The sequence below is a fragment of the Methylobacterium sp. NPDC080182 genome, from assembly GCF_050281105.1.
Lineage (GTDB): Bacteria > Pseudomonadota > Alphaproteobacteria > Rhizobiales > Beijerinckiaceae > Methylobacterium.
On record NZ_JBNNWO010000009.1, the window covers coordinates 91,439 to 110,582 of the forward strand.

The 19,144-nt window shown below is 72.2% G+C and carries 22 protein-coding genes; 11 read left to right on the plus strand and 11 right to left on the minus strand.

Annotation, left to right across the window (positions count from 1 at the left end):
- Positions 1–109 precede the first annotated feature (109 nt).
- Positions 110–367 carry a hypothetical protein gene (locus tag ACQKQD_RS16820; RefSeq protein WP_020096528.1) on the plus strand — a complete coding sequence of 86 codons (258 nt, stop codon included), beginning with the start codon at positions 110–112 and terminating at the stop codon, positions 365–367.
- A 76-nt stretch (positions 368–443) separates the two neighbouring features.
- Here the strand turns inward: ACQKQD_RS16820 and ACQKQD_RS16825 are convergent, their stop codons facing one another.
- The 4 genes from ACQKQD_RS16825 to ACQKQD_RS16840 all read right to left on the minus strand — a co-directional run bounded on the left by ACQKQD_RS16825 (position 444) and on the right by ACQKQD_RS16840 (position 2,340).
- A complete protein-coding gene (locus ACQKQD_RS16825; protein ID WP_427508934.1) occupies positions 444–902 on the minus strand; it encodes a MucR family transcriptional regulator in 459 nt (152 codons plus the stop codon).
- 349 nt (positions 903–1,251) lie between these two features.
- The gene (locus ACQKQD_RS16830) at positions 1,252–1,476 is read right to left on the minus strand and encodes a hypothetical protein (protein ID WP_020096530.1); all 225 of its coding nucleotides are present in this window, start codon (positions 1,474–1,476) and stop codon (positions 1,252–1,254) included.
- Between the two features lie 105 nt (positions 1,477–1,581).
- Positions 1,582–1,731 carry a hypothetical protein gene (locus ACQKQD_RS16835; protein WP_020096531.1) on the minus strand — a complete coding sequence of 50 codons (150 nt, stop codon included), beginning with the start codon at positions 1,729–1,731 and terminating at the stop codon, positions 1,582–1,584.
- Positions 1,732–1,845: 114 nt separating this feature from the next.
- Positions 1,846–2,340, minus strand: coding sequence for a GAF domain-containing protein (locus tag ACQKQD_RS16840; protein ID WP_427508935.1), 495 nt, complete (start codon positions 2,338–2,340; stop codon positions 1,846–1,848).
- 371 nt (positions 2,341–2,711) lie between these two features.
- Between ACQKQD_RS16840 and ACQKQD_RS16845 the strand changes: the two genes are divergently transcribed.
- Positions 2,712–3,548, plus strand: a complete 837-nt coding sequence (locus ACQKQD_RS16845; RefSeq protein ID WP_427508936.1) for an outer membrane protein — start codon at positions 2,712–2,714, stop codon at positions 3,546–3,548.
- A gap of 166 nt (positions 3,549–3,714) precedes the next feature.
- Here ACQKQD_RS16845 and ACQKQD_RS16850 read toward each other — a convergent pair whose 3' ends face one another.
- The 4 genes from ACQKQD_RS16850 to ACQKQD_RS16865 form a co-directional block, all read right to left on the minus strand.
- Positions 3,715–4,128 carry a VOC family protein gene (locus ACQKQD_RS16850; RefSeq protein WP_020094093.1) on the minus strand — a complete coding sequence of 138 codons (414 nt, stop codon included), beginning with the start codon at positions 4,126–4,128 and terminating at the stop codon, positions 3,715–3,717.
- A gap of 133 nt (positions 4,129–4,261) precedes the next feature.
- Complete coding sequence (locus ACQKQD_RS16855; RefSeq protein WP_056533571.1) at positions 4,262–5,596, minus strand: MFS transporter; 1,335 nt, start codon at positions 5,594–5,596, stop codon at positions 4,262–4,264.
- 530 nt (positions 5,597–6,126) lie between these two features.
- Entirely contained in the window at positions 6,127–7,698 is a 1,572-nt protein-coding gene (locus ACQKQD_RS16860; RefSeq protein WP_091680902.1) for an ABC transporter substrate-binding protein, read from the minus strand.
- Between the two features lie 84 nt (positions 7,699–7,782).
- Complete coding sequence (locus ACQKQD_RS16865) at positions 7,783–8,088, minus strand: hypothetical protein (protein WP_091978905.1); 306 nt, start codon at positions 8,086–8,088, stop codon at positions 7,783–7,785.
- A gap of 170 nt (positions 8,089–8,258) precedes the next feature.
- Between ACQKQD_RS16865 and ACQKQD_RS16870 the strand changes: the two genes are divergently transcribed.
- The 3 genes from ACQKQD_RS16870 (at position 8,259) to ACQKQD_RS16880 (ending at position 10,214) form a co-directional block, all read left to right on the plus strand.
- The gene (locus tag ACQKQD_RS16870; protein ID WP_056533577.1) at positions 8,259–8,867 is read left to right on the plus strand and encodes a PAS domain-containing protein; all 609 of its coding nucleotides are present in this window, start codon (positions 8,259–8,261) and stop codon (positions 8,865–8,867) included.
- A gap of 230 nt (positions 8,868–9,097) precedes the next feature.
- A complete protein-coding gene (locus ACQKQD_RS16875; RefSeq protein ID WP_100252464.1) occupies positions 9,098–9,331 on the plus strand; it encodes a hypothetical protein in 234 nt (77 codons plus the stop codon).
- A 283-nt stretch (positions 9,332–9,614) separates the two neighbouring features.
- Complete coding sequence (locus ACQKQD_RS16880) at positions 9,615–10,214, plus strand: hypothetical protein (RefSeq protein WP_427508937.1); 600 nt, start codon at positions 9,615–9,617, stop codon at positions 10,212–10,214.
- Positions 10,215–10,256: 42 nt separating this feature from the next.
- Here the strand turns inward: ACQKQD_RS16880 and ACQKQD_RS16885 are convergent, their stop codons facing one another.
- On the minus strand, positions 10,257–10,505 hold the full coding sequence (locus ACQKQD_RS16885; protein ID WP_020094086.1) for a hypothetical protein: 249 nt from the start codon (positions 10,503–10,505) through the stop codon (positions 10,257–10,259).
- A gap of 89 nt (positions 10,506–10,594) precedes the next feature.
- A complete protein-coding gene (locus tag ACQKQD_RS16890; RefSeq protein ID WP_056533583.1) occupies positions 10,595–11,068 on the minus strand; it encodes a CYTH domain-containing protein in 474 nt (157 codons plus the stop codon).
- Positions 11,069–11,313: 245 nt separating this feature from the next.
- Here ACQKQD_RS16890 and ACQKQD_RS16895 point away from each other — a divergent pair, with 245 nt between their 5' ends.
- From ACQKQD_RS16895 to paoC, 6 genes are all read left to right on the plus strand, one after another.
- Positions 11,314–11,784: an NUDIX hydrolase gene (locus ACQKQD_RS16895; RefSeq protein WP_020094084.1), complete on the plus strand. Its 471-nt coding sequence runs from the start codon at positions 11,314–11,316 to the stop codon at positions 11,782–11,784.
- Between the two features lie 202 nt (positions 11,785–11,986).
- The gene (locus ACQKQD_RS16900) at positions 11,987–14,446 is read left to right on the plus strand and encodes a bifunctional diguanylate cyclase/phosphodiesterase (RefSeq protein WP_427508938.1); all 2,460 of its coding nucleotides are present in this window, start codon (positions 11,987–11,989) and stop codon (positions 14,444–14,446) included.
- Between the two features lie 138 nt (positions 14,447–14,584).
- Positions 14,585–14,782: a hypothetical protein gene (locus ACQKQD_RS16905; protein ID WP_012321181.1), complete on the plus strand. Its 198-nt coding sequence runs from the start codon at positions 14,585–14,587 to the stop codon at positions 14,780–14,782.
- 268 nt (positions 14,783–15,050) lie between these two features.
- On the plus strand, positions 15,051–15,626 hold the full coding sequence (gene paoA, locus ACQKQD_RS16910; RefSeq protein WP_020094082.1) for an aldehyde dehydrogenase iron-sulfur subunit PaoA: 576 nt from the start codon (positions 15,051–15,053) through the stop codon (positions 15,624–15,626).
- Positions 15,623–16,573, plus strand: coding sequence for an FAD binding domain-containing protein (locus ACQKQD_RS16915; RefSeq protein WP_427508939.1), 951 nt, complete (start codon positions 15,623–15,625; stop codon positions 16,571–16,573). Before paoA ends, ACQKQD_RS16915 begins: the two co-directional genes overlap by 4 nt.
- Positions 16,574–16,576: 3 nt before the next feature.
- The gene (gene paoC, locus ACQKQD_RS16920; RefSeq protein WP_427508940.1) at positions 16,577–18,796 is read left to right on the plus strand and encodes an aldehyde oxidoreductase molybdenum-binding subunit PaoC; all 2,220 of its coding nucleotides are present in this window, start codon (positions 16,577–16,579) and stop codon (positions 18,794–18,796) included.
- Between the two features lie 32 nt (positions 18,797–18,828).
- On the opposite strand, the gene ACQKQD_RS16925 is transcribed toward paoC, so the two are convergent.
- The gene (locus ACQKQD_RS16925) at positions 18,829–19,059 is read right to left on the minus strand and encodes a DUF6894 family protein (RefSeq protein ID WP_427508941.1); all 231 of its coding nucleotides are present in this window, start codon (positions 19,057–19,059) and stop codon (positions 18,829–18,831) included.
- Positions 19,060–19,144: the final 85 nt, after the last annotated feature.

Sequence of the window (19,144 nt, forward strand, 5' to 3'; positions counted from 1 at the left end):
ATCAATCCACAGCACTCCACCGCGATCCGAGAACGGGGCGCATCCGCGGTTGAACCCACCGCGCCGATGCGCTTTGTTCGTGATATGTTCTATACGGATTCGGACGGCGATGCACCCAGATCCCGAGGCGGCCCCTGCGGAGATTCGTCTCAGGGAGGCCGAGACGATCGCCGTGGCCTATCACAGGGCGGCGAAGGGTGACGCGTGGGCCGCGCTCGTCGCGGCCATCGCGGACGCTCTGGTCGATCTCGACGCGCTGGAGCGGCGCCTCGCCCGGCAGGGCGGGCTGATATCGCTGGGCTACGCCCGCGGCCGCACCGGGGCGGGCGGGGTCCGGGAGAAGCGCCGCGCCGGCCCGGAGGGTTGACCGCCCAGCGATACCCGCGCGGTCGGCCGGGCAGCCGGCGGTCTCGCCGCCCGGGCGGCGACGCGCCTGTCGGGGATCAGTGGTCCGTGCCGCCGCGCCGCGCCATGGCGCCGGGCTGGCCGAGGCCGATCGCCTTGGCGAGGGCGGAGCGCTGCTCGGCGTAACCGGGGGCGACCATCGGATAGTCGGTCGGCAGGCCGTAGCTGGCGCGGTAGCTGCGCGGATCCAGGCCGTGGCTGGCCAAGTGGCGCTTCAGCGTCTTGTAGAGCTTGCCGTCGATGAAGCTGACGATCCCGTCGTGCCGGACCGACTTGCGGATCTGGGCCGCGCTCGGCTTCTCGACCTCGGCCTGCGGGGCCGCGCCGGCCTGCGCCGCCGGCGTCCCGGCGACGAGTCCGCTGATCGCGCCGTGCACCCGTGCGATCAGGGCCGGCAGCTCCGCGGCCGGCACCGGATTGTTCGACACGTAGGCGGCCACAAGCTCGGCGGTCATCACGGCCAAGGTGTTGGATGTCTCATCGAAGGTCTCATTCATGATCGGACTTCCAGCGAGCGATTTACGTTCCCACGGTTTGGGCGCGGCAAGGGTTTAAACAGCGTAAATATAGAACGAAGACTCGATGAATATCTCTAGATTTTCTCGCGCCGTGCGGAGGCCGACGGGTGCGCCGTTCGTTGCACGTCTGCATCGACCGCAGAGGATCTCGGCGCGTCCGGACGGGGGCGACCCGGCCGACCGCGCGACAGCCTCGAACGACGCCGATCAGCGCCGCCGAGCGACCCCGCGCGCCCGCAGGCGACTTCGACGGGTGACCCGCGCGCCCCGGCACAGGCAAAGCGCCGCGCCTTGAGGGCGATAGACGGATGAAGGGGGTTCGCGCGCCTCAGCCGGCGCCGTACCCGCCCTTCCGGTTGTCGGGCTGCGGCGCGGGCGGTCGGGTGTCGTAGCCGCCGCTCTCCGGCGCCGCGTCGGAGCCGGGATCAACGGGGCCCGGGGCGTGGGGACCGCTGCCGCCGGCCGCCGGGTCGGCCCGCTTCTCCGGGGCTGCCGGCCGGCCCGGCGGGACGGTCCCCAGGGCCTCGCGTGCGGCGTCGACATCCTGTCCCATCCGTCCCTCCCTGCGGTCCTTCGTGTAGGCCCAAGGCGGGAGGTCCCCGCATGTTCCCGGCGCGGTCGCCGGGACCGGCGTACCGGGCGATGCGTCAGCGCGGCCTCATTTCCGCTCGCCGGTGGGGTTGGGCGTCGCGGACGTGTCCGGCGCGACCGCCGGATTAACGGGCGTGACCTTCGACCACGTGGCCGCGATCGCCACGATGGCGAGCAGCAGGACGATGAAGATGCCGATGAGGGTGAGGCGCTTCATGTGGCGGGTCTAGGTCTTCCGTGCGGGGGCCTGAGGGCGGGGAACGGCCGGGACGGCCGATCGATCCCGGCCGGAACGGGATCCTGCGGCCGCGGACCCGCGCGGCCGCGACCGTCACGATCCCGCCGAGCGCGGCCGCGCCAGGGCGGTGGCCGCGTGCCGGGCCAGATCCTCGAGCCGGCGGACCGTCGCGTCGTCCGGGATGACCGAGGCGCACCAGTAGGCGCCCAGTGCGGCGACGGGCTCGGGCGAGCCGATCGGAACCATCACGAGGCTGCGCATCGAGGTCAGGCGGTAGAGGGCGAGCGGCACCCGGGGATCGCACTCGATGTCCGGGATCACGATGGTCGCGTCGTCGAGCATCGCGCGGCCCGAGATGCACGCCGTCAGCGGGAACCTGCGGCCGCGCCACAGCGGCTCGATCGCGTCCTCGGCGGCGTAGAAGGAGGCGTCGCCCTCGCGCAGAACCACCGCGATCCCGTCGGAGCCCGCGATCTCCCGCGCGGTCTCGCGCAGGATCGCGACCGTGTCCTCCAGGGACCGGGCGGTCGCCAGGCGATGGGCGGCCCGAACCAGACCCGAGGCGGGATCCAGGGAGAGTTCATCCATGTGGGACGCGGCCGCGAGCACTCCGATCGATCGGGCAACGCCCCATGCGGTGCCGCTGCACAAGACTGCCGGGCACCGGCGCGGTGGGCAACAACCTGGATCAAGCGTTTCGCCGACGCGATCGGGCGCGCGGAGATGTGCGGTCGCAGCGTGCGCATATTGGTCGTCGCGGCGGAACTCCGCGACAGAAGTCGCGAAATAGTTCCGCGACACCGGATCACGACGCCGCGATGATGTGCTCCAGCGCACCTTTCGGTCCACCGGCTCCGGACCCCCGTCGGCGCTGTTGCAACAATGCACTATCGCGCCCGCACATCCTGACGTCCTGTCCGCCCCGCACACATCCCGTCCAACGGGAGACAGAGGACCAGATGATCAAGAAGCTTCTGCTCGCGAGCGCCGCCACGGCTCTCCTGACCGGCGCCGCCTCGGCCGCCGACCTGCCGCGCCGCGCCGCCCCGCCGCCGGTGTTCACCCCCGTCCCGGTCTTCACCTGGACCGGCGCCTACTTCGGTATCAACGCCGGCTACGCCTTCGACGCCAGCGACCGCAACACCGGCAACACCTTCGCCGTCCCCTTCCCCTACGCCGCCCCCGGCACCGTCGCCTCCTTCCGCAACCGCAGCCAGGACGGCTTCTCCGGCGGTGGCCAGATCGGCTACAACTGGCAGATCACCCCCGGCTCCGGCCTCGTGATCGGTGTCGAGGCCGACGCCCAGTACCTCGACTTCGGCCGTAACCGGAACAGCGCCTTCATCTCCGGCGCGCTGGCCCCCGGCTACTACGTCACCGACCCGCGCGGCCTCTCCAGCCTCGACTTCTTCGGCACCGTCCGCGGCCGCCTCGGCTACGCCTTCGACCGCACCCTCGTGTACGGCACCGGCGGCTTCGCCTACGGCTCGGGCAGCGCCGACCGCTCCTTCGGCGGCTACGCCGGCAACGACAGCTTCCGCACCGGCTGGGCCGTCGGCGGCGGCATCGAGTACGCCCTGCCCACCGACTCGTTCCTGAACTTCTTCCGCTCCTCGGCCGTGACGCTCAAGGTCGAAGGCCTGTACGTCAACCTCGACCGCAACACCCGCAACCAGGGCGCGTTCGTCATCAACGCCGCCAACAACTTCCCGGTCGTCTACAGCGGCATCGGTCGCCGCTCCGACGAGTTCGCCGTCGTCCGCGCCGGCCTGAACTACAAGTTCGGCTCCTACTGAGATCGACCAGCGACGGTCGGGTGCGACGCTCGCATCCCGACCGTCGCACCCGACCCGACACGCGAAGGGGCCGCTTCCCACAGGAGGCGGCCCCTTCGCCGTTCAGGCGGCCAGAATCCGGCCCGGCCTCGACCCGGCCTCGACCCGGACTTGACCCGGCGCCGCCTCAGTAGCCCTTCCAGAGGCCGGGTGTGGCCAGCTCGAGCAGGTGCCCGTCCGGGTCGCGGAAGTAGACGCTGACGCCCCCCCGCGGCCAGCGGGTTCGGCCCTCGACGGCCACGCCGGCGGCCGCGAGATGGTCCTCCCAGGGCGCGAGGGCGTCGGCGTCGATCGAGAACGCGATATGGGCCGGGCCGCGGCCGTCATGGGGCGGTATGAGACCGCCCGGCGTCTCGATCGGCTGCAGGGACCCGCCTTCCGGAAAGAGCAGGAGGACGCCGCGGCCGCCGACGTCGAAGGCGCGCATGCGGAAGTCGGTGAAGAGGCAGCGCAACCCCATCGTGTCGCGATAGAAGGCCTCGGCGCGGTCGAGGTCCGCGACGTACAGCGCTGTCTCCAGGATGGCGTTGAGCTCGGGCACGGCGATCTCCTGGCGGCGGCGCGGTCACGGCCCGCGGGACCCCGTCCGGTCCGGGCCGGTCCGGGCCGGCGCAGCGCCGGGCGGCGGCCGCACCGGGCCAACCGGCCGGTCCCGGACTCGGTTCGCCGCGGGCTCAGACGGCCGACGGCCGCGGCGCGCCCGAGTCGGGGCGCGGGGCGCGGCCCGGCACCAGCGACAGGGCGGCCGAGAGCAGGGCGAAGACCACGAGCGGCAGGAGGCTCAGAGTGAAGCTGCCGGTCCCGTCCTTGATCGCGCCGATCAGGTAGGGGCCGAGGAAGCCGCCGAGATTGCCGACCGCGTTGATGGCCGCGATGCTCGCCGCCGCGGTGGCGGGCGGCATCTGCTCGGTCGCGAGCGCCCAGAACGGGCCCTTGAGCATGTAGACGCCCATGGCGGCGATCGTCAGCGCCGCCACAACCGGGCCGAGCCCCGACAGGACCGTGCCGCCCGCGAGCCCCAGCGCCAGGATCAGGAACGAGAGCGCGAGGTGCCAGCGCCGCTCGGCGGTCCGGTCGCTGTGCCGGCCCCAGAGGACCATCGCCAGGGACGCGAAGCCGTACGGGATGCTGTTCAGGAGCCCGGTCTCGACGTTGCCGAGACCGAAGCTCTTGACGATCTGCGGCGTCCAGAACGACAGCCCGTAGCTGCTCGCCGTCGAGCCGAAATAGATCGCGGCGAAGAGGGCGAGCCGCCGGTCGCGCAGGATGTCCCAGAGCGGCGGCTTCGCGGGCTGGCCGCTGCGGGTGTTGCGCGCCGCCTCGGCCCGGAGCTGCCGCTCCAGCCAGTCCCGCTCGGCCGCCGGCAGCCACGCCGCGTCCCGCGGGCCGTCCGGCAGGAGCCACAGGACCGCGACGGCCAGGAACACCGCCGGCAGGCCCTCGAGGATGAACAGCCACTGCCAGCCGGCGAGGCCGAACCCCGTCACGTTGAGCAGCGCGCCGGAGATCGGCGAGCCCAGGAACGACGAGATCGGGATCGAGATCATGAAGACCCCGATGATCCGCGCCCGGTAGGCGGAGGGGAACCAGTAGGTGAGGTAGAGGATCACGCCGGGGAAGAAGCCGGCCTCGGCGAGCCCCAGCAGGAAGCGCAGGCCGATGAACGACCACGGCCCCTGCACCAGGGCCATGGCGGCGGAGATGAGCCCCCAGGTCGCCATGATCCGGGCGATCCACAGCCGCGCCCCGAAGCGCTCCAGCATCAGGTTGCTGGGGATCTCCATCAGGAAGTAGCCGAGGAAGAAGATGCCGGCGCCCCAGCCGAACACGGTCGCCGAGAGGCCGACATCGTGGTTCATCTGGATCGCCGCGAAGCCGACATTCACGCGGTCCAGGAAGGAGACGAAGTAGGCGAGGATCAGGAACGGCACGAGCCGCCAGCCGATCCTGCGCATCGCCGAGCGTTCCAGGGCGGCCTCGTCCGGGGAGCCTGTCGCCAAGCCTGTCATCGAGCGTGTCCTCGTCGCGTCATGGAATCCGCGCGGCGTCGAGGGCGTCGATGCACCGCCGCGATGGCGGTGAGACGGATATCTCGGGCTTCCTCGCGGGCCGGTCATCTCTGGCGGTGACCTGTGCCGAATCTGCTTACCCCGTTCCCGATGCGGCTGGGAAGCGCTCGCGCGGCTTCAATCGATCGGACTTGTTGGAGGGAACGGCGTATTCGTGTGGCAGGATACCGTTGAACTACGCCGTGCCGGCGACACAGTAGGCTCGTGCAGCGGGGCTGTAGGGATGCCGATGGCCTGTTCGTCTTTGCGAGCGCAGCGAAGCAACCCAGGGATGCGAGACATCGGTCAAGCTTGGCGCAGCTGGATTGCTTCGCTGCGCTCGCAAAGGCACGGAGCCAGTTCTGCGCGATCCCTGTCGCCGGACCGCGACCCTCTCCGCGTTCGGGTACCCGGAGAAGGCGCGCACGGACCTGGAGCCGCTGATCCCGCGCCCACGTCCCGAGGTCTTGAAAGAGGGCGACCCCTGCGCCTCAGCCCTTCTTGACGTTCCAGAACACCGGCACGCCGTCGAGGACGCCGGTCAGGGACGGCTTGTACGAGGTCTGGTTAAAGTACTGCCCGAGGGGCAGGTAGGGCAGGTCGACGAAGGCCTGCTGCTGGAGCTCGCCCGCGAGCCGCTTGCGCGCGGCGGTGTCCGGGGCGTCCAGCCACTGGTCCCGCAGCGCCTCGATCCTCGCGCTGGTGGGCCAGCCGATCGCGGCGCTCTGTCCGGTCCCGCGCAGGAAGGCGCTGACCGCGGGATTCGCCTGGTCGAGCCCCGCCCAGAAGGTGCAGAAGGCGCTCCAGCCGCCCTGGGCGACCGGCTCCTTCTTGGCGCGCCGCTGCACCACCGAGCCCCAGTCCATGACCTGATAGTCGACGTTGAAGCCGGCGCGCGTGAGCATGTCGGCCGCCACGTCGGCGAGCGCCTTCAGGCTCGGGAAGTCCGAGGCGCCCATCAGCACCACCTTCTCGCCCTTGTAGCCGGCCGCCGCCAGCGCCGCCTTGGCGCCCGCGTAGTCGCGCTTGCTGGTCAGGGCGTCGAGGCCGACATCGCTCGCCATGGGCAGGCCCGGGCAGAAGAAGCCGGTCGGCACGTGGATCAGCTTGGGATCGGTGCCGGTCACCGCCTGCATGAAGTCGGTCTGGTCGACGACCTTCAGCAGCACCTGCCGGATCGCCGGATTGTCGAAGGGCGGCTGGAGCTGGTTCATCCGCAGGCAGCCGATCAGGCCGGTCGGGTCGGTGATCCGCGTCGTCAGCCCGCGGAGGGTGGGCACGAGGTCGGCCGGCGGCTGCTCCCACCAGTCCATCTCGCCCGTCTGCATGGCCGAGGCGGCGGTCGCCTGGTCGGGGATGACGTTCCACTCGACCCGGTCGACGTGGACGCGCTTCGGGCCCGAGGTCCATTGCGGCTCGCCGCCCTCGCGGGGGACGTAGCCGGCAAAGCGCTCGTAGACCACCCGGGCGCCGACCACGCGCTCGTCCGCCTTGAAGCGGAACGGGCCGCTGCCGACCATCTCGGTCACCTGCGTGAACGGGTCGGTCTTGGCGAGACGCTCCGGCATGATGGCGCAGATCGAGGAGCCGACCTTGCCGAGCGCGTCCGGCAGGAGCGCGAAGGGCTTCTTCAGGCGGAACTGGATCGTCCGGTCATCCGGGGCCGAGAGCTCGTCCGTGTAGGCCATGAGCGTCTGGCCCATGGCGTCGCGCTTGCCCCAGCGCGCGACGCTCGCCACGCAGTCGCGGGCCAGGACCGGGCTGCCGTCGTGGAAGGTCAGCCCGGGCCGCAGGGTGAGGCGCCACAGCGTGCCGTCGTTCTCCACCGTGTGGCCCGCCACCATCTGCGGCTGGGCGGCGTAGGCGGCATCGGTGCCGTAGAGCGTGTCGAAGACGGCGAGCCCGTGATTCCGGGTGACGTAGGCGGTCGTCCAGATCGGATCGAGCACCGTCAGGTCGGCCTGCGGGATGAACTTGAGCGTCCGGGCGGCACTGCCCTGCGCCAGCGCCGGGGTCGCGAGGGCGGCCCCCGACAGGGCCATGAAGGATCGTCTGTTCAGCATGCCGACTCGCCCGAGCGTTGCAATCCCGCTCAGGTTAGCACGCGGCGGGCCAAGCGCATCACAAGCGCATCACGGGCGCACCGGTCAGCGTGCGGCCGCCAGATCCTGCACGAGGGTCAGGACGCGGCGGCGGATCTCGGGATCGTCGATGCGCCGGTAGGCATGCAGCAGGGCGTCGGCCTCGTCGGCACGCCCGCCCGCGACGCCCGCGCCCCGCTCCGCACCTGGAGGGCCGTACAGGGAGGTGGCCGGAACCTGCAGCGCGTCGGCGATCCGCTGCAGCAGCCGCCCGGCACCCGGCGCGTGCGGCGGTGCGGAGCGCTCGAACAGGTCGTCCTCGGGCGCCGCAGCCCCGGAGGATCCGCTCCGGACAGGTGACTTCGATCCCATCGGCGGTCAGGCTCTGGCGCGCGGGCTGGCTCGAGCATTCATAATACAGAAGACCGGCGGGACGCGAGTGGCCAGCACGCAACAGTTGCATGAATGCGTCAAAGAAGTCTTGAGGTTGCAGCTACCGAACCCGTAGATCGACCGGACCGGAGCCGCACACGTACACCGCCATGCCCAAGACCAACGCGTCCGTCGGTCAGACCTGTCCCGAAGCCTTCCAGATCGCGCTCGATTCCGCCGACATGATCGGGCACTGGGCGTGGGACCCCGCGACGGACCGGGTGCGGGTCGACGCCCTGGTGGCCCTCCTGTTCAAGGTCGATCCGACCGCGGCGGAATCCGGCATCCCGCTGGCCGTCTACGAGGAGGCCATCCACGTCGACGACCGCGACCGGGTCGACACCCTGATCCGCCGCAGCGTCGCGGCGGGGAGTTCCTACGTCGCCGAGTACCGGGTGATCTCCGTCGACGGCCGGATGCGCTGGGTCCTGGCGCGCGGCCGCTTCACCAGCGACCGTCGCGGCCGGCCGACGGGCGGGCGCGGGATCCTCGTGGACATCACGGCGCTGCGCGCGCGCGAGGCGATCGGCGGCGCGACCGCGCCCGACCTCGGCGACACGCCCCTGGACCGGGCGGTCGAGCACGCCCTCGCCGCGCAGGACGCCGTCGCGGCGCTGGGCGATCCGGCCCTGAAGGCCGAGGCGGACGCGCTGCTGATGGCGCTGGGGCGACGGCTGGCCCGGCGGCAGGTCGCGGAGCGGCGGCGCCGCCTGAACTGAAGCGTGACGGCAGCGGCGCGGCGGCAACCACTAAATTCAGCCGCTAATTGTGCGCCTTGTTCGTGCAAAGCGGGGATGAACAAGCTTTCGTCAAGATAACGACTTTATTGGCCGCGAGCAGGTGCGGACCGGCAGCGGCGTTGCCGGAGCCCCGTTCTCACCTGAGCGCGTCGCGCGCGCGCCGTTGCCGTCCGGACCCCGGCGGGGTCCGGATTCCCGGGATCGTCGTCATGCACTTCACCGTCACCGCACGCCTGTCCGCGCGCCGGTTCGCCTACCAGCACGCCTCGGTCCTGACCGCCCTGGATCAGGGCATGAGCCTGATCGCGGCCGGCATGGCCGAGGTGACGATCACGGACGGCAGCGGCGAGGCGCGGACGCCGGCCGCGCTGTACCAGTCCCTGTTCGGGGCGCCCGGTCCCCTGCGGCGGCGCCCGGCGCCCGCGCAGGCGCAGGCCGCCTGATCCCGGACGATCCGATCGCGCGCGACGCCCGTCCCGCAACAGATCGCCCCGCAGCGGATCGCCCCCTCGCCGGACGGCGACGGGGCAGTGTCCGCAGGTGCTCGGGCGATCACGCCTTCGGTTTCACGACCCGAGGCCTGGAAACGACCGCGGCCCATCTCGACTAAAGAGAAATTTGACCAGTACGACGTCGTCTTTCTGGACAACGGCCGAGATCAGGCTTAACCTCGGTGTGTTCGTGCCGCCGACATGCGCGCTCGAATGCTTCCAAGGATCATCTTACATGAAGCGCCGCAGCGCGCGACCGTTCATGGTCGAAGTCAAGCAGACCCGTTCGGCCCGCACAACGCTGACTGCCACCGAGGCGCGGCCGCGCCCGGACAAGATCCTGTGGCCGGAACTGGCGCAGGCCGCCCTCGCGCCGCCCGCACCCGCGCCCGCCCCTCAGGCGGCACCGGCGCCGCGCCCGGAACGGAAGGTGCCGGACGCACCGGTGCGCCGCGTCCTGCCGAGCCTCGTGCCGATGTTCGAGGCCCCGGCCGAGCCGGTCCTCGAAGCCGCCGCCGACGAGGCCGCGACGGACCCCGCCGCCGAGACCGTCCCGGCGCCGCGGGCGCGGCGCGGGCGGCCGCGGGCGGCCGCGCGGGACGCGCTCCCGCAGGTGCAGACGGTGCCGCCGCGCCCGGCCGCGCCGACCGCCCCGCCGCCGGCCCCGCCCGTCGACGCGGCGCCCGCCCGCGTCCCGCCGCCGGCCGCGTCCGGTCCCGCGTCGGGTCCCACGTCGGGTCAGGGCCCGTCGCCCCGGTCGACGGCAGGGCGGCGGACGAACGAGCTGCGGCTCGGCGAGCGCTGGAAGCGGCGCCTGCCGCACTTCATGCGCTGATCCCGCGCCGACGGCCCGGCCGCGCCCTCGCGGCCGGCCGCGTCAGGTGAAGAACGGCCTGAAGTTCTCGAGCCATCCGCGCAGCCAGGCCTCGCAGCCCTGCCGGGCGCCCTCGGCGTCCTGGCCGTGCCCCCAGATGTCCTCGGCCAGCGGGCTCCACCAAGTCCAGAACCGGCTCGATCCGTCGTAGGCGCAGATCCCCACGACGACCGTCCCGACCCGGCCGACGAAGCGCGGGAGCGGCACGCCGGCGGTCTCGTCCTGCGTCCAGGTGATCAGGGTCCGGGGCATGCCGTGAGAACGGTGGCCGCCCCGGGATGTTCACGGGCCCGGATGTTCGAGATGTTCGACCGGACGGATCCGCCCGGCGCGTCGGGGACCTAGGCCGCCCACCGCTCCGGCACCGGTCCCGCGGCCAGCCGCGAGTTGCGGTAGCGCGCGTCGTCGGTGACCTCGCGCTCGACCCAGGGAGGGAGCACCACCGGCTGGTCCTCGCGCTCCAGTTCGATCTCGGCCAGGATCAGGCCCGCGAGGTTCCCGCCGAACACGTCGACGTCCCAGACCGCCCCGGCATGCGCGACCCGGTAGCGGGTCTTCTCGAGCCGCCGGCCGGGCGGCACGGTGGCGAGGAGCGCCGCGCCGTCCTCCGGCGCGATGGCGAACTCGATCTCGTCCCGGCTGGCGCCGCGGCGCGGGCTCTTCCACGTGATCAGCGCGCGCTCACCGGCCCGGCGGATCCGGATCGTGTTGGCCGCGTCGGTGAAGAGGTATCCCTGAACCAGGGGCGTCCCCGCCCGGCACAGCGCCAGAACCGACGGGTTCGCGATGAACTTGCGCTCGATCTCGACAGCCATGCCGCGCCTCGTGGACGTTTGACACGTCAGCCTTCGCCGACAAGCCGGCCCGCGACAAGCCGCCCGGCGGGGATGAGCACAGCGTTACAGGCATGGCTCGGTGCCAATGCGCGCGGGCTGCAATGGGATCCTGTTAAACTTATGTAAAAGCGTGAGGAGGCCGTCGATTGCAGAAGCATCATCAGAAATCCCGCCCTTCTCCGTCCGCGAGGTCAGCGCTGAAGACGGCATCCAAGCGGCCGAACTTGAAGAAGCTGCTCCGCAAGGCGCAGGTCAAACCGCTCAAGCAGGTGGCGGCCCTGCCGTTCCGCGTCGGCGCCGACGGCCGGATCGAGGTCCTGCTGATCACCTCGCGCGATACGGGACGCTGGATCATCCCGAAGGGCTGGCCGATGACCGGCCGGAAGGCCCATCAGGCCGCCGCGCGGGAGGCCTACGAGGAGGCGGGGCTCGAAGGGCAGATCGCCGCGAACCCGGTCGGACGGTACCATTACCAGAAGCGCTTCGACCACGGCCGCGCCTTCCCCTGCATGGTCCGCGTCTACCCGCTGCGGGTCGAGGCCCAGCACGAGCGCTGGCCGGAACAGGCCCAGCGCACCCTGCAATGGTTCGCGCCCGAGGAGGCGGCGCGCCTCGTCCACGAGGACGAGCTCCAGGAACTCCTGACGGATTTCGCGGCGCGGCCGATCGAGATCCGCGGCGACGGGCGTGGCTGACGGGCGCCGCGACGGGCACGGGCGGGCGGACCGCCGCCGCGCCCGAACATACAACTCCTGATCTGCGGCCTGACCGGCGCGCGGCGCGCCCGGAAGAGCCTCGTCCGCCTCGCGGATCGGACGTGCGTCCGGGCGGAATGCAACTTCTGATTAGTATCCGCGGGTTAAGGTTCCCGCCGTCGCAGATGGGCGGGGCACCTCGATGTATCGCGCGTTCGCTTGCCTGACCGAGGAACATACCGGCTGGGTGGTCGCCCTGGCCGCCTGCGTGTGCTGGATCTCCTGCGCGGTGGCCCTCAAGCTGGAGCAGCGCGTCCAGGTCCGCGCCGACGGGCACGGGCCGGTCTGGCTCCTGGCCTCGGGCTTCTCGATCGGGGCCGGGATCTGGAGCACCCACTTCATCGGCATGCTGGGCTACGATCCCGGCGTGGTGCTGGGCTACGAGCCGCGCACGACCCTGCTCTCGCTGATCGTCGCGATCGCGGCCGCCACCGTGGCCTTCCTGTTCGCCCGGGCCACGCCGTCGCGCTGGGCCGGGGCGGGGGCGGGCCTCGTGCTCGGGATCGGCATCGCCTGCATGCACTTCCTCGGCATCGCCGGCGTGCGGCTGCCGGGACACTTCACCTGGGACCCCGCCATGGCCGCCACGGCGATCGCGGCGGGCTGCGGACTCGCGGCCGCCGGCATGGCCATCCATGTCGGCAGCGCGGGCGCGCGGGCCCGGCTCGCGGCCGCGACCGTCCTGACCCTCGCCATCGCGATCCTGCACTTCCTCGCCATGGCCGCCGCCCGCGTGGTGCCGGACCCGGCCCTGGCGGTCCCGCAGCTCGGCCTCGCCCGAGGCGTCCTGGCCGGCGGCATCGCCGGCGTGATGGCGGTGATCCTGGCCTTCGCGGCGCTGACGCTGATGCTGGACCACCTGCGCCGGATCAACGTCGCCCTGGCCCGGCAGGGCCGCATGCTGCGGGAGAAGACCCTGCTGCTCGACGCCACCCTCGACAGCATGGACCAGGGCCTCATCATGGTCGACGCCGGCGGCGTGGTCCGGGTCTGCAACGAGCGGGCGCTGGCGCTCCTCGACCTGCCCCGGGCGATGATGCAGGCGCGGCCGAGCTACCGGGCGGTGCTGCGCCACGAGGCGAGCCGCCGCGAGCGCCGGCGCCCGGACCGCTCGATCCGGACCTGGATCGAGCGCGGCGAGGCCGGGCAGACGCAGGTTCACGAGCGGGCGCGGCCCAACGGCCTCGTGCTCGAGATCCGCACCGTGCCCCTGGCGGATGGCGGCTTCGTGCGGACCTTCACCGACATCACCAAGCGGAAGGCCGCGGAGGCCGAGGTGGCGCGCCTCGCCCGCCACGACGTCCTCACCGGCCTGCCGAACCGGGCGCTGTTCCACGAGACCCTCGCGCGCAGCCTCGTCGACATCGTCCAGCGCGGCGGCGCCTGCGCGGTCCTGTACCTCGACCTCGACGGCTTCAAGAGCGTGAACGACAGCCTCGGCCACCAGGCTGGGGACGAGCTCCTCCGGCGCGTGTCGGCCGGCCTGCGGGGCATCGCGGGGGACGGGGCGGTGGCCCGGCTCGGGGGCGACGAGTTCGCCGTGCTCTCGGCCGGCAGCGCGGCCGAGGCCGAGGTCCTGGCCGAGCGCCTCATCGCGCTGTTCCACAGCCCGTTCAGCGTGGGCGGCCACCGGGTCGGCGTCGGCCTGAGCGTCGGCATCGCGCTGGCCCCCGAGCACGGGACGGATGCCGAGCCGCTGTACCGCCGCGCCGACCTCGCCCTCTACCGGGCCAAGGCCGAGGGCCGCGGCACGTACCGGATCTTCACCCCCGCCATGGACGAGGAGGCCGAGGAGCGGCGGGTGCTCGAGCGCGACCTGCGCCAGGCCCTCGACGACAGCACCCTGAGCCTGCACTACCAGCCGCAGGTGGAGGGCCACACGGGGGCGCTCGTCGGGTTCGAGGCGCTCCTGCGCTGGACCCACCCGGTCCGCGGCAGCGTGTCGCCCAACGTGTTCGTGCCCCTGGCCGAGGAGACCGGCCTGATCGTGGCGCTCGGCGACTGGGTGCTGCGCGAGGCCTGCCGCGAGGCGGCCCAGTGGGCGCAGCCCCTGAAGGTCGCCGTCAACCTCTCGCCCCGCCAGTTCCAGAAGCCCGGCCTGCCCGAGACCGTCCTGGCGATCCTGGCCGAGACCGGTCTCTCGCCGGACCGCCTGGAGCTGGAGGTCACCGAGAGCATCATCATCAACGACATGGCGCGAGCCGTGGGCATCCTCCGCCGCCTGAAGAGCTACGGCATCCGGATCAGCATGGACGATTTCGGGACCGGCTACGCGTCGCTCGCGACCCTCCAGGCCTTCCCGTTCGACAAGCTGAAGATCGACCGCTCCTTCGTGGCGCAGCTCGGGACCGGGCCGCAGGCCGCCGTGATCGTCCGGGCCGTGCTCAGCCTCGGCCGCAGCCTCGGCATGGGCGTCGTCGCGGAGGGCGTCGAGACCCACGCGCAGATGAAGTTCCTGACCGAGGAGGCCTGCGGCGAGATGCAGGGCTTCCTGTTCGGCAGGCCGCGCCCGATCACCGACTACGCCGCCGCGGTCGGCGGTCCCGCCGGCCCCGCCGAGGAGTCCGCCCGGGCCGAGCCGGGCCTCGCCGCGGTCGGCTGAGCGGGATCGCCGATCCGCCGCCGGGAACCCGCCCGATCGCTCCGACGTTGGCCCCGCAGATTGGATCACTTCTAAGGTCCAAGCTCTCGTCCCCCGCCGGGACGGCCCCCGGGCCGCCGGCCTCACAGGAGCCCGACCATGAACGCCAAGTGCGAGACCTGCCGGTTCTTCGACGAGCACAAGGGCAACGGCGCCGTCGCGCAGAACGATGCCGGCCTGTGCCGCTTCAACCCGCCGGTCAGCCAGCCCGCGCCCGAGTCCAAGGGTCTCTGGCCGGTGGTCGCCGCCCAGGACTGGTGCGGCCACTACACCGCCGAGATGACCGCGGCCGAGTAGGGGCGTCCGCCACGCGACGATCGGGGCCGGCCTTCGGGTCGGCCCTTTCGTTTGGGCGGGTCCCGGCGCGGTCCGCCGCATCTTTCGCGTCCCCGGCCGCGCCGCCCCCCTGACCATCGCGGGAGCGGGCTCTACCTTGGAGTCGATCCAGGGTGCCGCCGCTTTGCGGGATGTCTTGCCGGGATGTCTTGCCGGGATGTTCCGCCCGCGGGCCCCGGCGACCGAGATCCCGTCCGCGCCTTCGTGATCTGAACCGGAGAGAGACTTGATGGTGAGCGCCGAAACCGTGCCCCAGGACCCGGGCGCCAGACCTGCGCGGACCGACGCACCGGTCCTCGCCGCCGTCACGTTCACGGTGAACGGCGAGCGGCGCACGCTCGAACTCGACACCCGCACCAGCCTGCTCGACGCCGCGCGCGAGCACCTGCACCTCACCGGGTCCAAGAAGGGCTGCGATCACGGCCAGTGCGGCGCCTGCACGATGATCGTCGACGGGCGGCGCATCAACGCCTGCCTGACGCTGGCGATCATGCACCAGGGCGCCGAGATCGTGACCGTCGAGGGCCTGGGGCAGCCCGACAGCCTGCACCCGATGCAGGCGGCCTTCGTCAAGCACGACGGCTACCAGTGCGGCTACTGCACGCCCGGCCAGATCTGCTCGGGCGTGGCCGTCCTGGAGGAGATCAGGGCCGGCATCCCGAGCCACGTCACGGCCGATCTCGGCGCCGCGCCGCAGGTGACCGAGACGGAGATCCGCGAGCGGATGAGCGGCAACCTCTGCCGCTGCGGCGCCTATTCCAACATCGTCGAGGCGATCACCGAAGTCGCCGGGAGCCGCGCATGAAGTCCTTCACGTACGAGCGCCCGGGTACGCCCGCCGCGGCCGCCGCCGCCGTCGCCGCCACGCCCGACGCCAAGTTCATCGCCGGCGGCACCAACCTGCTCGACCTGATGAAGCTGCAGATCGAGACCCCGCGCCACCTCGTGGACGTGAACGGCCTCGGCCTCGACGCGGTCGAGCCGACCGAGGAGGGCGGCCTGCGCATCGGCGCCCTGGTGCGCAACACCGATCTCGCGGCCCATCCGCGGGTGCGCGCGGATTACGGGGTCCTCGCCCGCGCGCTGCTCGCCGGCGCCTCCGGCCAGCTGCGCAACAAGGCGACCACCGCCGGCAACCTGCTGCAGCGGACCCGCTGCCCGTACTTCTACGACACCGCACAGCCCTGCAATAAGCGCCAGCCGGGCTCCGGCTGTTCGGCGCTCGACGGCGTGAGCCGCCAGCTGGCGGTGATCGGCGGCAGCGAGGCCTGCATCGCCACGCATCCGGGCGACATGGCGGTGGCCATGCGCGTCCTCGACGCCACCGTGGAGACGATCGACGCCGGGGGCGCCGCGCGGAAGATCCCGATCGCCGAGTTCCACCGCCTGCCGGGCGACGACCCGTCGCGCGACACGAACCTCGAGCCCGGCGAGCTCATCACCGCGGTGACGCTGCCGAAGCCCGTTCCCGGTACGCACATCTACCGCAAGGTCCGCGACCGCGCCTCCTACGCCTACGCGCTGGTCTCGGTGGCGGCGATCCTGGGCAAGGACGGCTCCGGCCACGTCGCCTTCGGGGGCGTCGCCCACAAGCCCTGGCGGGTCGAGGCGGCCGAGGCCGATCTCCCGAAGGGCGCCCGGGCCGTGACCGACCGGGTCTTCGCCGACGCCGCGCCCACCCACGAGAACGCCTACAAGCTGAAGCTCGCCGAGCGGACCCTCGGCGCCGCGCTCAACCAAGCGAGGGCCTGAGCCATGAAGTTCGACACCGCCGCGGGCCCGAACCCGATCGACCGCCTCAAGGTCGTCGGCCTGCCCGCCGACCGCATCGACGGCAAGTACAAGACCACCGGCACCGCGCCCTACGCGTACGAGCGCCACGACGCGGCCCCCGACGCCGCCTACGGCTACGTGCTGGGCTCCGCCATCGCCAAGGGCCGGGTGCGCCGCATCGACACGGCCTCGGCCCGGCAGGCGCCCGGCGTCATCGGGATCGTCACCACCCTCGACACGCCGCGGATCGAGCGTGGCGTGATGAACGTCGCCTACCTGTTCGGCGGCGACGTGATCCAGCACTACCATCAGGCGATCGCCGTCGTGGTGGCCGAGACCTTCGAGCAGGCCCGGGCGGCCGCCTTCCTGGTGACGGTCGATTACGCCCCAGAGGCCGGTGCGTTCGACCTCGCCGCCGCGGCGAAGACCGCCGAGCCGGTCCCGGCCGACAGCGGCGAGGGCAGCGGCGGCAACGGCGAGGAGCGGACCGGCGACTTCGAGGGCGCCTTCGCGCAGGCCCCCGTGACGCTCGACGCGACCTACACGACGTCCGACGAGAGCCACGCCATGATGGAGCCGCACGCCACGACGGCGGCCTGGGACGGCGACCGGGTCACGCTCTGGACCGCCAACCAGATGATCAGCTGGGGCCACGGCAGCCTCGCCAAGATGCTCGGCCTGCCGAAGGACAAGGTCCGGCTCGACGCGCCCTATGTCGGCGGCGGCTTCGGCGGCAAGCTGTTCGTGCGCGCCGACGCGGTGCTGGCGGCGCTCGCCGCGAAGGCCACCGGGCGGCCGGTCAAGGTGGCGCTGACCCGCCCGCTGATCGCCAACAACACCACGCACCGCCCGGCCACGATCCAGCGGGTCCGGATCGGCGCCCAGCGGGACGGCACCATCACGGCGATCGCGCACGAGAGCGTCTCGGGCAACCTGCCGGAGGGCGATCCCGAGACGGCCGTGAACCAGACCAAGTACCTCTACGCGGGGGCGAACCGCCTGACCGCCATGAAGCTCGCCCGGCTCGACCTGCCCGAGGGCAACGCCATGCGCGCCCCCGGCGAGGCCCCGGGCCTCGCGGTGCTGGAGGTCGCCATGGACGAGATGGCCGAGAAGCTCGGCCTCGACCCGGTGGAGTTCCGCATCCGCAACGACACGCAGGTCGTCCCGACCCAGCCGGACCTGCGCTACTCCCACCGCGACCTCGTCGGCTGCCTCAAGCTCGGCGCCGAGCGGTTCGGCTGGGCCAGGCGCAACCCGAAGCCCGGACAGGTCCGGGAGGGGCAGTGGCTCGTCGGCCACGGCATGGCGGCGGCGTTCCGCGACAACATGGTGCTGAAGTCGGGCGCCCGGGTGCGGCTCTCCGCCGACGGCACGGTCACGGTCGAGACCGACATGACCGATATCGGCACCGGCAGCTACACGATCATCGCGCAGACCGCCGCCGAGATGATGGGCGTGCCCCTCGACCGGGTCGTGGCGCGGCTCGGCGATTCGGACTTCCCGGTCTCGTCGGGTTCGGGCGGCCAGTTCGGCGCCAACTCGTCGACCGCGGGCGTCTACGCGGCCTGCGTGAAGCTGCGGGAGGCGGTCGCGCAGAAGCTCGGCTTCAACGCCACCGACGCGGTGTTCGAGGCGGGCGAGGTCCGCGCCGGCAACCGCGCCATCCCGCTCGCCCGGGCCGCCGCCGACGGCGAGCTCGTGGCCGAGGACGCGATCGAGTTCGGTGAGTTCTCGAAGACCCAGCAGGTCTCGACCTTCGGCGCCCACTTCGTCGAGGTCGCGGTGGATGCCTATACGGCGGAGGTCCGGGTGCGGCGGATGCTGGCGGTCTGCGCGGCGGGCCGCATCCTCAACCCGAAATCCGCCCGCAGCCAGGTGATCGGCGGGATGGTCATGGGCACCGGGGCGGCCCTGATGGAGGAACTGGCCGTCGACACCAAGCGCGGCTTCTTCGCCAACCACGACCTCGCCGGCTACGAGGTGCCGGTCCACGCCGACATCCCGCACCAGGAGGTGATCTTCCTCGACGAGGTCGACCCGATGTCCTCGCCCATGAAGGCCAAGGGCGTGGGCGAGCTCGGCATCTCGGGGGTCGGCGCCGCGGTCGCGAACGCGATCTACAACGCCACCGGCACCCGCGTGCGCGACTACCCGATCACCCTCGACAAGCTCCTCGACCGCATGCCGGACGCGGCCTGACCGGGGCGCGGGGACGTCCTGCCGGGCGTCCCCTACGGGTCCACGACGTGGAAGCTGGCCCGGGCCCGCATCACGAGGTGACCGTCCTCGTCGTAGGCGCTGGCGGTGAAGTCGTTCACCCCGGTCTCCTCGCCCTCGTCGTGCAGGAGCGCCGTCAGGGTCCGGCGCAGCAGGTCCCGCAGGGCGGCCCGGTCCGGGAGGACCGTGCCCTCGTCGTCCCGGACGGCGACATGGTCGGCGGTGTCGATGAAGTAGCGCGGCATGGGTGTCTCCAGGATCGGGATGACCGGGACGGGAGCGCCCGCAAGCCTCGCCGGCGGCCGATCAGGGATACGGATCGGGTCGGCG

What these genes read in the sequence shown, in the direction of transcription:
- paoA (WP_020094082.1), top strand. Translation starts at nt 15,051, where the DNA reads ATGGTGAGCGCCGAAACCGTGCCCCAGGACCCGGGCGCCAGACCTGCG.
- ACQKQD_RS16915 (WP_427508939.1), top strand. Translation starts at nt 15,623, where the DNA reads ATGAAGTCCTTCACGTACGAGCGCCCGGGTACGCCCGCCGCGGCCGCC.
- ACQKQD_RS16825 (WP_427508934.1), bottom strand. Translation starts at nt 902, where the DNA reads ATGAATGAGACCTTCGATGAGACATCCAACACCTTGGCCGTGATGACC.
- ACQKQD_RS16880 (WP_427508937.1), top strand. Translation starts at nt 9,615, where the DNA reads ATGAAGCGCCGCAGCGCGCGACCGTTCATGGTCGAAGTCAAGCAGACC.
- ACQKQD_RS16860 (WP_091680902.1), bottom strand. Translation starts at nt 7,698, where the DNA reads ATGCTGAACAGACGATCCTTCATGGCCCTGTCGGGGGCCGCCCTCGCG.
- ACQKQD_RS16870 (WP_056533577.1), top strand. Translation starts at nt 8,259, where the DNA reads ATGCCCAAGACCAACGCGTCCGTCGGTCAGACCTGTCCCGAAGCCTTC.
- ACQKQD_RS16875 (WP_100252464.1), top strand. Translation starts at nt 9,098, where the DNA reads ATGCACTTCACCGTCACCGCACGCCTGTCCGCGCGCCGGTTCGCCTAC.
- ACQKQD_RS16820 (WP_020096528.1), top strand. Translation starts at nt 110, where the DNA reads ATGCACCCAGATCCCGAGGCGGCCCCTGCGGAGATTCGTCTCAGGGAG.
- ACQKQD_RS16845 (WP_427508936.1), top strand. Translation starts at nt 2,712, where the DNA reads ATGATCAAGAAGCTTCTGCTCGCGAGCGCCGCCACGGCTCTCCTGACC.
- ACQKQD_RS16830 (WP_020096530.1), bottom strand. Translation starts at nt 1,476, where the DNA reads ATGGGACAGGATGTCGACGCCGCACGCGAGGCCCTGGGGACCGTCCCG.
- ACQKQD_RS16890 (WP_056533583.1), bottom strand. Translation starts at nt 11,068, where the DNA reads ATGGCTGTCGAGATCGAGCGCAAGTTCATCGCGAACCCGTCGGTTCTG.
- paoC (WP_427508940.1), top strand. Translation starts at nt 16,577, where the DNA reads ATGAAGTTCGACACCGCCGCGGGCCCGAACCCGATCGACCGCCTCAAG.
- ACQKQD_RS16925 (WP_427508941.1), bottom strand. Translation starts at nt 19,059, where the DNA reads ATGCCGCGCTACTTCATCGACACCGCCGACCATGTCGCCGTCCGGGAC.
- ACQKQD_RS16835 (WP_020096531.1), bottom strand. Translation starts at nt 1,731, where the DNA reads ATGAAGCGCCTCACCCTCATCGGCATCTTCATCGTCCTGCTGCTCGCC.
- ACQKQD_RS16905 (WP_012321181.1), top strand. Translation starts at nt 14,585, where the DNA reads ATGAACGCCAAGTGCGAGACCTGCCGGTTCTTCGACGAGCACAAGGGC.
- ACQKQD_RS16855 (WP_056533571.1), bottom strand. Translation starts at nt 5,596, where the DNA reads ATGACAGGCTTGGCGACAGGCTCCCCGGACGAGGCCGCCCTGGAACGC.
- ACQKQD_RS16865 (WP_091978905.1), bottom strand. Translation starts at nt 8,088, where the DNA reads ATGGGATCGAAGTCACCTGTCCGGAGCGGATCCTCCGGGGCTGCGGCG.
- ACQKQD_RS16885 (WP_020094086.1), bottom strand. Translation starts at nt 10,505, where the DNA reads ATGCCCCGGACCCTGATCACCTGGACGCAGGACGAGACCGCCGGCGTG.
- ACQKQD_RS16900 (WP_427508938.1), top strand. Translation starts at nt 11,987, where the DNA reads ATGTATCGCGCGTTCGCTTGCCTGACCGAGGAACATACCGGCTGGGTG.
- ACQKQD_RS16840 (WP_427508935.1), bottom strand. Translation starts at nt 2,340, where the DNA reads ATGGATGAACTCTCCCTGGATCCCGCCTCGGGTCTGGTTCGGGCCGCC.